The organism is Nonomuraea sp. NPDC050310 (assembly GCF_040655795.1).
Classification (GTDB): domain Bacteria; phylum Actinomycetota; class Actinomycetes; order Streptosporangiales; family Streptosporangiaceae; genus Nonomuraea.
This window is the reverse complement of record NZ_JBFAKP010000006.1, coordinates 1-13430: the sequence shown is the minus strand read 5'-3', so window position 1 is coordinate 13430 and position 13430 is coordinate 1. Positions and strand designations below refer to the sequence as shown.

General features: G+C 71.6%; 9 protein-coding genes. 2 read left to right on the top strand and 7 right to left on the bottom strand.

The genetic code is table 11. The annotated features are described in order from the left end of the window. Positions 1-14 precede the first annotated feature (14 nt). The 3 genes from AB0I67_RS17210 to AB0I67_RS17200 are packed head-to-tail and all read right to left on the bottom strand — an operon-like array spanning position 15 to position 4609. Positions 15-2117 carry a germacradienol/geosmin synthase gene (locus tag AB0I67_RS17210; RefSeq protein WP_357924105.1) on the bottom strand — a complete coding sequence of 701 codons (2103 nt, stop codon included), beginning with the start codon at positions 2115-2117 and terminating at the stop codon, positions 15-17. Beyond that, the gene (locus tag AB0I67_RS17205; protein ID WP_357924103.1) at positions 2117-3511 is read right to left on the bottom strand and encodes a family 2B encapsulin nanocompartment shell protein; all 1395 of its coding nucleotides are present in this window, start codon (positions 3509-3511) and stop codon (positions 2117-2119) included. The genes AB0I67_RS17210 and AB0I67_RS17205 overlap by 1 nt, the downstream gene beginning before the upstream one ends. 57 nt (positions 3512-3568) lie before the next feature. Continuing rightward, positions 3569-4609, bottom strand: coding sequence for a polyprenyl synthetase family protein (locus tag AB0I67_RS17200; protein ID WP_357924101.1), 1041 nt, complete (start codon positions 4607-4609; stop codon positions 3569-3571). Between the two features lie 129 nt (positions 4610-4738). Between AB0I67_RS17200 and AB0I67_RS17195 the strand changes: the two genes are divergently transcribed. After that, positions 4739-6475 (top strand): 1-deoxy-D-xylulose-5-phosphate synthase, encoded by a 1737-nt coding sequence (locus tag AB0I67_RS17195; RefSeq protein WP_357924099.1) that lies wholly within the window; start codon positions 4739-4741, stop codon positions 6473-6475. 79 nt (positions 6476-6554) lie between these two features. Beyond that, positions 6555-7346, top strand: coding sequence for an IclR family transcriptional regulator (locus tag AB0I67_RS17190; RefSeq protein ID WP_357924097.1), 792 nt, complete (start codon positions 6555-6557; stop codon positions 7344-7346). 94 nt (positions 7347-7440) lie between these two features. On the opposite strand, the gene AB0I67_RS17185 is transcribed toward AB0I67_RS17190, so the two are convergent. The 4 genes from AB0I67_RS17185 to AB0I67_RS17170 all read right to left on the bottom strand — a co-directional run bounded on the left by AB0I67_RS17185 (position 7441) and on the right by AB0I67_RS17170 (position 12663). Then, positions 7441-8301: an NADP-dependent oxidoreductase gene (locus AB0I67_RS17185; RefSeq protein ID WP_357924095.1), complete on the bottom strand. Its 861-nt coding sequence runs from the start codon at positions 8299-8301 to the stop codon at positions 7441-7443. 217 nt (positions 8302-8518) lie between these two features. Then, positions 8519-9373, bottom strand: coding sequence for an enoyl-CoA hydratase/isomerase family protein (locus tag AB0I67_RS17180; protein WP_357924093.1), 855 nt, complete (start codon positions 9371-9373; stop codon positions 8519-8521). Continuing rightward, complete coding sequence (locus AB0I67_RS17175; protein ID WP_357924844.1) at positions 9370-11265, bottom strand: AMP-binding protein; 1896 nt, start codon at positions 11263-11265, stop codon at positions 9370-9372. Before AB0I67_RS17175 ends, AB0I67_RS17180 begins: the two co-directional genes overlap by 4 nt. Positions 11266-11958: 693 nt before the next feature. Continuing rightward, positions 11959-12663: a TetR/AcrR family transcriptional regulator gene (locus AB0I67_RS17170; protein WP_357924091.1), complete on the bottom strand. Its 705-nt coding sequence runs from the start codon at positions 12661-12663 to the stop codon at positions 11959-11961. Positions 12664-13430: the final 767 nt, after the last annotated feature.

Genomic DNA, 13430 nt, shown 5'->3' with positions numbered 1-13430 from the left:
CCGTGCGGAAAACGTCAACGCTGGCCCCCGATCAGGTTCGCGATCCGGGTCGAGGCGGTCCCGAGGCCGCTCGGACCGGGCTTCCACTGCGCGTAGGCGCGGTAGCGCCCGGTTTCGAGATGCCAGCGCAGCACGCCGGCCATCCAGTCCTTGAGCTCCTGGACGTAGCCCGCCACCCGCTCGCGGACCGCCTCGCCGGCCGCGATGTCGTCGAGCCAGACCGGCAGGTCGTTGGTCTCGACGTGGCCGAACTGCCGCACCCGCGACTCCATCAGCGCGTGCACGATGTCCAGCGCCTCCTGCGTCCCGACGCCGAAGAAGGTCTCCATGACCAGGACGGCGTTGTGCAGCTCCCCCTCGAACTGGATCTCCTTCTGGTAGGAGACGACGTCGTTGGCCATGGCCATGAAGTCCATGGCCGCGTTGGTCATCGACCAGATCGGCCGCGCGCGGTACAGCTCCGGCGGCAGGTTCTTGCCGGGGGTCAGCCGAGCGAGGCCGATGGTCATGTCGGCGCCGAAGGTCTTGCGGCGCATCTCCAGGTAGTCGATCGGGTCGGGCACGCGGTGCTGGATGTGGTTGGCCAGCTCCCAGATCCAGCTGTCGGTCATGGCCTCCACGTAGCGGCGGAACTCGGCGCGCTCGGCCGGGCCGAACGGCTCCGCCGTACGGACCCAGAGGTCGGCGAGGCCGCGCTCCAGGGCGTTGACCGGCACGACGGTCTGCACCAGATCGAGCGGCATGAACTGGGCGAAGCGCGCGTTCTGCGCCTTGGCCCCGGCCAGGTCCCGGGCCTGGCCGAAGATCAGCGGGTAGTAGTCGTCGCCGTAGGTCCCCCAGGTCAGCCAGTGCGCGGACAGGATCAGCTCGGCCTCGGAGGCGTCGGGATCCATGCCGGAGGAGGCCAGCGCGAAGTCGTGCCCGGCGATCTTGCGCTCGTCCCAGACCACGTTGTCGCACATGCCCATCCGGTGGGTCCACTCCAGCTCGGCCGCGAGCGCGGCCTGCCGGTGCGGGCTCTCCCCGCACGGGTACGGCAGGACGACCCGGCACTCCAGCGGCCCCACCTGCCGGAACGGCACGGCCGCCAGGTTGCGCAGCCCGCCGGGCCCGGTCAGGTGGTGCACGGTCAGCCCGCCGGACGACTCCCCCTTGGTGTAGCGGTTGGACCGCATGTGCCACTCGTGCCCGCCGGCCTGCCAGTCCTGCAGGCCCTTGACGTAGGCCAGCACCGCCGCCTGCTCGTGCGGCAGCAACGCGTGGTCGGCGAACAACTGCGGCAGCTCGGTCAGCACGGTGTTCTCGAACTGGTGCAGCCGCGAGGTGAGCAGGTCGTTGGTGATCTCGACCGCGCGCCCGGTGTCGCAGCCGAAGAAGCGCTCGCAGACCAGCACGCAGTTGGACAGCTCGCCCTCCCGCTGCACCTCGCGCTCGTAGGAGAACAGGTCGTTGCGCAGGTGCACGGCGTCGGAGAAGGTCTCCATCAGCACGCGCACCGGCCGGGTGCGGGCGATCCGGGTCGGCAGCTCCGCCCCGGAGACGTGCTCGACCAGGCACGCCGACCAGGGGGCGCCGCCGACCTTGCGGCGCTCCTCGATGTACTCGATGGGGTTGGAGACCTGGCCGGTGTCGATGTGGAACAGCTCCCACATCGACTCCTGCATCAGGTCGCGGGTGACCTCGACGAAGCGCTCGCGCCAGCCCTCGCTGCGGTGCGGCACGGTGCGCGCCCACAGGTCGGCCAGGCCCTTCTCGCACGGGTTCTGCGGCTCCAGGCCGGGCTCGTCGGCCATGAAGGCCTCCAGCCGGTCGAGGTAGGCCTGGCCGCCGGCGATGTCGCGGGTGCGCTTGAAGGTCTCCAGGAAATGATCGTCGAAGTAGAAGACCCAGACGTACCAGTCGGTGACCAGGTCGAGCTCCTCGGCCGGGCAGTCGGGGTGGGTGTAGGCGCACATCAGGCCGTAGTCCATCCCGTCGAACCCGGCCTCGGTCCAGACCACCTCGTCGATCATGTCCATCGCGCAGGCCCACTGCTTGGTGTGGGCCCGGGCCCGCTCCATGTGCGGATTGAGGCGGGCCGGGTACGGAAGGTAGAACTCGGGCAGCCGGTAGGTCACTAGCCGACCTCGACGCTCTCCAGGAGGCCCAGCGCGTCGGGCACCAGGACGGCGGCCGAGTAGTAGGTGGTCACCAGGTAGCTGGTGACGGCCTGGTCGTTGATGCCCATGAAGCGCACCGACAGGCCGGGCTCGTACTCGTCGGGCAGGCCGGTGCGCCACAGGCCGACGACGCCCTGGTTCTGCTGGCCGGTGCGCATCACCATGATCGAGCTGATGCCCTTGTCGGTGACCGGGATCTTGTTGCACGGCAGGATCGGCACGCCACGCCAGGCGGGCGCCTTCTGGCCGTTGATCTCGACGGCGTCGGGGTAGAGGCCACGGCTGTTGCACTGGCGGGCGAAGGCGGCGATGCCGCGTGGGTGGGCCAGGATGACGCTGGGCTCCTTCCACACCGTGGCCAGCAGGTCGTCCAGGTCGTCGGGGGTGGGCGGGCCGGTGCGGGTGTGGATGCGCTGCTTGAGGTCGGCGTTGTGCAGCAGGCCGAACTCGCGGTTGTTGACCAGCTCCGACTCCTGACGCTCGCGCAGCGCCTCGATGGTGAGGCGCAACTGCTGCTGCGTCTGGTTCATGGGCTCGTTGTAGAGGTCGGCGACGCGGGTGTGCACCCGCAGGATCGTCTGCGCGACGCTCAGCTCGTACTCGCGGGGGGACAGGTCGTAGTCGACGAAGGTGCCGGGCAGCCGGGGCTCGCCGGTGTGGCCGGCGGTGAGCGCGATCTCCGCCTCGCCGTGGGCGTTCTGGCCGCGTGAACCGCCCTCGGCGCGTTCCCGCAGGTGCTCGCGCAGGCTCGGCTCGCGTTCCAGCAGCTCCTCCAGCGCCGGGCGCGGCAGCGCCAGCACGGTGCAGGCGGTCACCGCCTGGACGGTGAACCCCCACGGCTCCCGGTCGCCGGTCAGCACCTGCTCGCCCAGATGGTCGCCGTCGGCCAGCACGCCGAGCTGCGCCTGGTTGCCGTAGGCGCCCTCGCCCAGCTTGCGCACCTTGCCGTGCGCCAGCAGCAGCACCTCGTCGGAGGGGCCGCCCGACTCGGCGATGACCTGGCCGGCCTCGTACTCCCGTTGCACGAAGCGCCCGGCCAGCTCGGTCAGCACGTCGGTGTCGTCGAACCCGCGCAGCGGCGCCAGCTCGCACAGCTCCGCCGGGATGACGCGGACGGCGGCGCCGGTGGTGGTGAAGGTCACCCGGCCGTCGCCGACGGCGTAACTCAGGCGCCTGTTGACCCGGTAGGCGCCACCGACGACCTCGATCCAGGGCAGCACCTTGAGCAGATGGCGGGAGGTGATCTCCTGCATCTGCGGGGCCGTCTTGGTGGTCGTCGCGAGATTTCGCGCAGCCGCGGTACCGAGGCTGAGCTGGCTCTCGTCGTGGCCGTTCACCGGAGTTTCCGTCATTCAGCACAACCCTTCATCGCTTTGCTCATTGCTCTTGCGCACTGCTGTGCTCACCGCTCACTGCTTGCGGTGGGCGATTCGGTCGGCCAGGGCGGTGAGGGCCTCCCTGGCCTCGGTGGCGATCGGTGCGGTGGTGAGGGTCTCCAGCGCCTCGCCGACGCGCTGGGTGATCATGGACTCGACGTGGGCTAGGGAACCGGTGCCGGCGACGATCTCGCGGATCCCGGCCGCCTGCCGCTCGTCGAGTACGGCGTTGCCGTACCACTGGCGCAGGTGGGCGGCGGCGGGCCCGGAGGCGTGCGCCCGGGCGTGCGCGATCATCACGGTGTGCTTGCCCTCGCGCAGGTCGTCGAGGCAGGACTTGCCGGTCTGGGCGGGGTCGCCGAACATGCCCAGGATGTCGTCACGGAGCTGGAAGGCCTCGCCGAGCGGCAGGCCGAGGCGGGAGTAGGCGGCGAGCAGCGCGGGTTCGGCGCCGGCCAGCTCGCCGCCGATCTGGAGCGGGCGTTCTACGGTGTACTTGGCGGTCTTGTAGCGGATCGTGGTCAGCGTCTGGTCGACGGTGACGCCGGTTCGGGTGGGCGCGAGCAGGTCGAGGTACTGGCCGGTGATCACCTCGGTGCGCATCGCGTCGTAGCGGACCCGGGCGGCGCGCAGCCGTACCGGATCGGCGCCGCAGGTGGCCAGCAGCTCGTCGCCCCAGGTCATGGCGAGCACGCCGAGCAGGATCGCGGGCGACTCGCCGAGCGCCCGGTGCAGCGTGGGGCGGCCGCGGCGGGTCGCGCTGGCGTCCATGATGTCGTCGTGGATGAGCAGGCCGGCGTGGCACAGTTCGAGAGCCGCGGCGGCGTCCACGATCGGGCGCGGCTCCTCGGCCGCGCCGCCCGCGCCGCGCCAGCCCCAGTAGCACAGCACCGGCCGGATCCGTTTGCCGCCGTCGAGCACGAACTCGCGCAGCAGCTCGTAGGCCGCGCTCACCTCCGGATCGGGCACCGGCGAGGGGTGCTCGTCGAAGAAGGCGGCCAGGCGCCGGTCGACCCGTCCGCGGATCCACCCCGTCCGTCCGGCCACAACCATCTCCACGGTCTCGGCAGCCACTGCAGCCCCTTCGTTCCCCCAGTGCGTGCATACGCAAGGTCATCTATCTGTCACGCGAAGTAAATGCGGCATCCCGGAGAGTGGAACAACTGGTTCCCGAGGCCGCCCGATCCGCCCACACTCGACCACATGTCGACGACTCTGAGCCGGCTGCTGGCCCGCGTCTCCTCCCCGGAGGAGCTCCGCGCGCTGCCGCCGGACGAGCTCCCCGCCCTGGCCGCCGAGATCCGCACCTTCCTGGTCCGGAAGGTCACCGCCGGCGGCGGGCATCTCGGGTCGAATCTCGGCGTCGTCGAGCTGACCATCGCGCTGCACCGGGTCTTCCGCTCCCCCGCCGACACGATCCTGTTCGACACCGGCCACCAGGCCTACGTGCACAAGCTGCTCACCGGCCGCCGGCCCGGCTTCGACCGGCTGCGCAAACGCGGCGGGCTCAGCGGCTACCCCGAACCCGCCGAGTCCGAGCACGACCTGATCGCCAACTCGCACGCCTCGACCGCGCTCAGCTACGCCGACGGCCTGGCCAAGGCCCGCGCCCTCGCCGGCGAGCGGGACCGCGCGGTCGTCGCGGTGGTGGGCGACGGCGCGCTGACCGGCGGCCTGGCCTGGGAGGCGCTCAACAACCTGGGCACGGCCAAGGACCGGCCGGTGATCGTCGTGCTCAACGACAACGGCCGCTCCTACGCCCCCACCCACGGCGCGCTCGCCGACCACCTGGCCACGCTGCGCGGCAACCGGCTCACGATGACGCTCTTCGAGAACCTCGGCTTCCGCTACCTCGGACCGGTGCACGGCCACGACGTCGCCGCCCTGGAAGGCTGCCTGCGTACGGCACGCGAACTGCCCGGCCCGGTCGTGGTGCACTGCGTCACCCGCAAGGGCGCCGGCTACCGCCCGGCCGAGCAGGACCTCGAAGACCACCTGCACGCCGTGCCCGCTCCCGGCGCGGGCACCCTGACGAGGGTCTTCGCCGACGAGCTCTGCGAGCTGGGCGAGCTCCACCCCGAGCTGGTCTGCGTCACCGCGGCCATGCCCGGGCCCACCGGCCTGTCCGCCTTCGGCGCGCGCTTCCCCGGGCGGATGTTCGACGTCGGCATCGCCGAGCAGCACGCGGTCGCCTCCGCCGCCGGGCTCGCCCTGGGCGGGCTGCGGCCGGTGGTCGCGGTCTACGCCAGCTTCCTGAACCGCGCCTTCGACCAGGTGCTGCTCGACGTGGCCCTGCACCGGCTGCCGGTCACCCTCGTCCTCGACCGGGCCGGCCTCACCGGGCCCGACGGGCCGAGCCACCACGGGATGTGGGACCTCGCCCTGCTGTCGGCCGTCCCCGGGCTCGGCGTCGCCGCGCCGCGTGACGCCCGCCGGCTTCGCGAGCTGCTGCGCGAGGCCGTCGCGCTGCCCGGCCCGGCCGCCGTGCGCTTCCCCAAGGGGTCGGCCGGGCCGGAACTGCCGGCTCTGGAACGTTCCGGAACCGTCGACGTTCTCTACCGCAGCGGCTCGCCGGACGTCCTGCTGGTCGCGGTCGGCGCCATGGCCGAGGCCTGCCTGGACGCCGCCGACCGGCTGGACGCCGGCGGCCTGGGCGTCACCGTCGCCGACCCCCGCTGGGCGATGCCCGTCTCGCCCGACCTGGTCCACCTCGCCGCCGGGCACCGCCTGGTCGTCACCGTCGAGGACGGCGTGGTCTCCGGCGGCGTCGGCGCCGCCGTCGCGCAGGCCTGTTCGCCGGCAACCCTGGTCCGGACGCTCGGGCTGCCCCGGGCCTTCGTCGAGCACGGCACCCGCGACGAGCTCCTCACCGCCGCCGGACTGACCGGCCCCGGCATCTCCCGCTCCGTCCGGCGCGAGCTCTTGGAGCACCAGGTGTGACGGTTCGGCACTCAGGGTAGTCATCGGTTCGTCAACCACCGATCATTCCCCCGGGGCCACAGAGAGGTTCGATCTACCGATGGCGCGGGCCCTCTCCGCTCATGAGGACACCACCCTGCACACCCCCACCAGCCTGGAGAAGGGCGTCGAGATCCTTCGCGCGCTGGCGGGCCACCCCCACCCGGTCGGGCTCGCCCAGCTCTCCCGCCAGATCGGGCTGCCCAAGTCGACCGTGCACCGGCTGCTCGGCGTGCTGTGCACGCAACGGCTGGCCCGTCGCGTCGGCACGGGCTACGCCCTCGACAGCCGCATGGCCGAACTGACCGGCGGCGGGCGGCTGCCCGGCGACCGGCGGCTCGTCCTGCCGCACCTGCTCCACCTGTACGAGAGCACCCGGCAGACGGTCAACCTCGCCATCACGCGGGGGCTCGAACTCGCCTACGTCGAACGGCTCTACGGGGGCGACCGGGTGCGGTCCCTCTCCGACGGGCTCGACCGGGCGCCCCTGCACTGCACGGCGGCCGGCAAGGTGCTGCTCGCCTTCGACGCCGAGCTGCGGCGGGCCTTCTTCACCCACGGGGCGCTCGACCGCTTCACCCGCCGGACCGTCACCCGGCTCTCCCCGCTGGAGCAGGAGCTTGCCGGGGTGCAGCGGCGGCGGGTGGCCTACTCGGTCGAGGAGTTCACCGGCGGCGTCTCGTGTGCGGCGGCGCCCGTTTTCGGGGCGGACGGGCGGGTGTGCATGGCCGTGGGGGTGGCGTTGCCCGCCGGGGACGGGCGGCTGGCCGACCTCGGCCTCACCGTGGTGCGGGCCGCCCTGGCCATCACCACCTCCCTCCGCGCCGCCGCCACCACCCTCCGCCAGGCTTAGCCTCGTCAGCTCGTCGCCTTTTGTCCCGCCTCTCTGTCCCGCCCTTATCCCGCCTCTTTGTCCCGCCTGTTCGTTCTGCCGCCCTGTTGGCCTGTCAGCCTGTGGTCAGAACGATCTTGCCCCGGACGTGGCCCGCCCTGCTCAGCTCGAACGCCTCAGCCGCCTGGTCGAGCGGCAACACCCAGGCGACCTCCGGAACGAGCAGCCCCTCCCCGAGCAGCCGCCCCAGCTCCTCAAGGTCGTCCGCACTGGGCCGGGCGAAGACGAACCTGCCGCCCAGCTCCCGGATGCCGTCGTCAGCCAGCGAGACCGCCCACCCCTGCGGCGTCAGCAGCCGCACCGCCTCCCGCAGGTCGGCTCCGCCGTACATGTCGAGCACCACGCTGACCCCCTCAGGCGCGAGCTCCCGCACCCGCCCCTCCAGCCCAGGCCCGTAGACCACCGGCTCGGCCCCGAGCCCCCGCAGGTAAGGATGGTTCCGAGACGAAGCCGTCCCGATGACCCGCGCCCCGCGCAACCGCGCAAGCTGTACGGCGAAGCCCCCCACCCCACCGGCCGCCGCCTGGACCAGCACGGTGTCACCTCCGGACACCCCGTCCAGGGCCTGGTACGCGGTCAGCCCCGCCACCGGCACCGCCGCCGCCTGCTCCCAGCTCAGCCCGGCGGGCTTGCGGGCCACCGTACGCACGGGCGCGGCCACCCGCTCAGCGAACGTCCCCGCCCCGATCTCATCCCGCCGCACGTAGGCGAACACCTCGTCCCCCGGCCCGAACTCCCTCACCGTGGGCCCGACCCGGCTCACCACCCCGGCCACATCCCAGCCCGGGATCACCGGGAAGTGCACGTCGAACCGGCTGTCCAGCAGCCCGGCCGCCGTCTGCCAGTCGACCGGGTTCACCGAGACCGCCTTCACCTCGATGAGCACCGACTCCGGCCCCACCTTCGGCTCAGCCACCTCAGCCAGCTCCAAGACCTCCGAGCCCCCATAACGGCGATACACGACAGCCTTCACCCGCCCACCCCCCGCCCGCCATCCCGCGCTCGCTGCTCACCACGCCACCTCGTCCCCATTCACGCTCCCCACCGCTCCACCCCGGCACCGGCCCGCTGCGGCCCCTCCTCCACCTGCTGCGGACCCTCACCACGCCGGCTCGCGCCGGTGGCTGCGCCCTTCACGGCCCCACCTCGTGCTCGCCCTCCCTCTCCTCCCGTTCCTGCTCCTGCTGACCCGAAGCCGCCGACGCCCTCCCCCGCTGGACAAACCGCACGATCCCCGTACGAGCCACTCCAGCGGCATCCACCTCGGCAGCCGCCAAAGCCTCCCGCTCCATCGCCGCAGCCACCACCTCTGGATCCGGCCGCAACAACCGCAGATGCACCTCAGCCGCCCCACCCACCGGCGTCCACCGATGAACCAGCTCCACGCAGTGCTCCACCAGCCGATCCCGCGGAACCACCTCATCCACGAGCCCCAGCTCCACCGCCCGCTCGGCACCGACCCGCGCCGACCCCATCACCAGCCGCATCGCCCGGCCACCCACCAGCCTCGGCAACAGCACACTCGCGGCGTTGGAGATGGCCAGCCCGATCGTGTTCTCCGGCAGAAAGATCTCAGCCTCAGGAGCCGCGACCCGCGCGTCGAAGCAGAACGTCATCTCCGCCGCGCCCCCGACCGCGATGCCGTTGAGCGCCGCGACCACCGGCACCCGCGTCTCCAGCACCGCCCGGGTGATGTCGTTGAACAGCTCCGCCTCCGCGGTCAACGACCCTTCCGGCAGCCCGGCCGCCTCCCGCAGGTCCTCCCCCGCCGAGAACGCCCGCCCTTCCCCGGTCACGACGATCCCGCGGACCGCCTCCCCGGTCCCGAACCGCCTGATCACCGCGGCCAGCTCACGCCGCATCACGCCGGTCAGCGCGTTCAGCTTCTCCGGCCGCCGCAACGTCACCACCGCCACGTCCCTGACCACCGCAACCGCTAAGTGGCCGCTCTCCTCCGTGTACGGCGCCGCGTCCTTCCCAGCCATCATCGTTCCCCTTCCTCCTCCTGCCAGGAGCCCGCAGCCCCCGACCCTCGCCACGTATCCGTCGCCGCCTCGTACGCACCCGCCCGCTGATCCCGCTCCGGCTCCAGCAATGCCCGCTTCCGAATCCGCTCCGACGGCGTCATCTCGAACCCCTCGACGAACTCCAGATAGGCCGGAACCTTGAAGGGCGCCAGCGACGCCCGCGCGTACTCGATCAACTCCCGCGCCCCCACCGTGCACCCCGTCTTGACCTGCACGAACGCCTTCGGCAACTCCCCGAACAACTCATCCGGAATCGCCACCAGCGCCACCGCCGCCACCGCCGGGTGCTGCGCCAGCACGCTCTCCACCTCCGCGCACGAGATGTTCTCCCCACCCCGCCGCACGCTGTCCGTCAACCGCCCCGCGTGATGAATCCGCCCCTCCGGATCGCGGAACCCCAGGTCACCCGTGTGATACCAACCCCCCGCGAACACCTCCGCGGTGGCCTCCGGCTGGTTCCAGTAGCCCAGCATCATGGGCAGCCCCCGCACCACGATCTCCCCGACCGCCCCCGCGGCCACCTCCCGCCCGTCCGGGCCCGCGACGCGCACCTCCTTGCCCGGCGGCGCGTACCCCATCGCCCCCGTCCCCACCGTCTCGTCCTCCTGGGGCGCGACCAGCAGATCCAGCCCGCTCTCCGTCGACCCGTAGATCTCCCGCCACGGCACCCCCCACCGCTCCTCGAAGACCTCGTGCAGATGCGGCGCGATCCCCGAGCACAGCACCACCCGCATGTCGTTCACCCGATCCAGCGGGCTGGGCGGCTGCTTGTGCATCAGCAGCGGCATCGTCCCCAGCACGTAGGTCAGCGTCGCCCGATGCTCCCGCACCGCCGGCCAGAACCCCGACGCCGAGAACCTGGGCAGCACCACCAGCGGAATCCCCGCATACAGGCACAGCACCGCCATCCACTGGTCATCCATGTACGAGAACGGCTGCGTCATCAGCACCACGTCGTCCTCCCGCACCCCCACCTGCCGCGCCACCAGCCAGGCGGTCCTCAACCAGTAGTCGTGCGTGAGCATGCACGCCTTGGGAAACCCCGTCGTCCCGGACGTGTACTGAAAGTTGGCAATCCCCCCGCCGTCCCCGAGCGCTCTTTCCGAAGCGGCGATGCCACCCTTCGCGGCCGCACTCCCAGCCGAGGACCCCCCGCCCGCCGACCTCCCGCCCGTAGCCAGCCCACTCCCCGACCAGCCCCCCGGCCAGTCGTTCACCCAGCTACCAGGCCGGACACCCACCCCACTCTCTGCCCCCTTGCCGCGCGGCCCGACCCCCGCTCCACCCTCTGACCCCTCGCCCCACGGCCAGACCCCCGCTCCACCCGGAGACTCCCCAGCCTGCGCCCAGTAGCCCGTGGTGCCTGCCCCCATCCCCCCACAATCCGGCGTAACCACCAGCGGAGTCTCCGGCGCCCGCCGAACCGCCGCCTCCAACCCCGCCAACGTCTGAACCACCGGAGCCCGCTCCAGCCGCCCCACCACCCCCTCGACGACCGCGAGATGCTCCTCTTCCGTCAACACGAAACAGGCGCCCGAATCCCGCAACACAAAGCCGAGATCCGCCTCCCGTAACCGCGGATTCACCGGCACCGCAATCGCCCCGGCCTTCAGAACCGCGAACCAACTCAGCGGCCACCCGAGCGTGTTCCCCATCATGATCGCCACGCGATCCCCCGAGCTCACCCCCTGAACCGCCAGCACGTGAGCCAGCCGCTCACTCCGCGCATCAACCTCCCGAAAACTCAGCGCTCCCTCCGCAAACCGCAGAAACTCCGCCTCCCCGAACCGCACCGCCGCCGCCCGCACCAACTCCGAAACCGAGCCGTACGGCGGAGCCACCCCGTCCCCCATCAGCCCCACCCGCGAACCACCCATGCCCACCACCACACGCCACCTCCACTACGAGCCCTCCACCGACAACGACCACTCACCCACCAGCCCGCACCCACCCACCCCAGAGACCGCCCTCGACACCACCGCGGTCCCCGGCCACCTGCCGCAGTCCAGCAATCACCGCTGCCGACCAGCGCTCACCGCCCCACCCCACCGTTCACCGCCCCGTCCACCGTTCGCCGCCCCTCCACCGTTCGCCGCCCCTCCACCGTTCACGGCCCACTCCACCGTTTGCCGCTCCTCCACCGTTCACCGCCCACTCCACCGGTCATCGCCCCTCCACCGGTCACCGCCTGTCCACCGATCACCGCCGCTACTGTGATCCAGCCGTCGTAGCCGCGATCTCGACCGCCACCACCCCCGGTGCACCGGTGGCCGCCACGGCCACACCAGCCGGCTAACCGAATCTCGCCACGATGCACCGTCACCGCCGCGGCCAACCGGATCTCACCGCGATCCACCGTCACCACTCAGGCCCTCGGGGATCTCCGCCATCCACCGCCGCAGCCGCGCTCCAGCAGAGGTCGCCCCCACGCGCCGCCACAACCGCGGTCCCCATCCGTCATCTCCGCGACCCGCCGATGCCGCCGTGATCCGCCGATTGCCGCCCCGACCACCGCCACCACCGCAACCGTCGCCACCACCTACTCCCTACGGCCTCTCAGCTCCACCGCCTCCCACAACTGCCGGAGCTCCCGCGCCCTCCCCAGGCCCTTCCGCTGCTGTGTCTCGAGGCTCAGACCCCAGCATCGAGACCCGAACCTCCGGCCCGCACTCCGCCCGAACCACCGCCCGAGCCCCGACCAACCGACAGGCCAGCTCAAGGTAGAGATCCTGCACCTGCGAGATCGACAACCGCCCACCAGGCCGGAACCAGTGAGCCACCCCGTTGCACATCTCGACCAACGCCAACCGCGTCACCCCGACATCGGTGATGCGAAAATCCCCTCGCCTGACGCCCTCCTCCAGCACCCCCTGGAACAGGGCCTCGTACTCGTCCCGCATCTCGACCATCGCGACGAGATTGCCCGCGGTCAGCGACCGGATCTCCCGGTCGTTCACCGTCGAGGTCAGCGGATTGACCGCCTCCATCGTCACGTGCGCCACCACCAGCCGCCCAAGCTGAACCGTCGGCTCTGTACTCAGGCCGACCGCCTCCCGTCCCACCCTGAGCAGCTCCTCCATTCCGGCCCGCATGATGCCGACCAGCAGTTCCTCTTTGCCGCTCGCGTAGTGGTACAGCGTCCCCGAGTTCAGCCCCACCGCCTTGCCGATGTCTCGGATCCCCGTCGCCGCGAACCCCCGCTCCGCAAACAGCCGTACCGCTGCCTGCCGTACTCGGTCGAGATTCGACACTCCAACTCCCAATCAATCGATTGACTGGCTTTACTGTCACATCCCATCCGCGATCCCGTCAACGCCCAGTTCCGCTCTCTGCGCGGGTTCCCATCGCCTCCTCGCCGGCCCGGCTTCGGTCGCCTCCCGGCAGCAGGAGTGGAGCAGGTATGCGTCTCATGAGTCGCCTCATCGGTCGGGCGGCCACTTAGAGATGCCGCAGGAGGCGGAGCCGGAGCGGCGGGCAGTACGGGCGGAGGCGAGGAGCGCAGCCTGGGCGGGATGTCGGCAGCCGAGAGCAGCGGAGCTGAAAGCTAGGGATCAGGCCGCGATCGTGCTGGGCCGGAATTGGACTGACCCAGAGCCGGGGCTGAGAGCGAAACCGAAGCTGGGGCCGTAGACGAACCCGAGGCCGGAATCGGGGCTGAGGCCGATACCGGGCTGACTCAGGAGACGGAGGAAGTCGAGGGCAGCGGAGTCGGGCCGGCAGGCCGAAGAGTAGGCGGGACGGGAACGTCCGGTAGGGCGGAGGTCGCTAGGTAGCCCACGACCAGGGACGACGGCCAAGGCTGCGGGCCAGCCCGAGACAGAGGGCGGGACCGGGACCGGAAGCCCGCGACCGGGACGGAGGCCGGAGACGAAGGCATGGGCCGGGGGGGTGGAGACCTGGGCCGGGGACACGCGGAGGGACGGCGAGGCAGGCCGCGGAGGCGGAGACCGGACCGGCGGGCCCGCGGGCGGGGGACGGTGTGGGCGGACGTTGGGGAAGGCAAAGAGTAGGCGGGGCG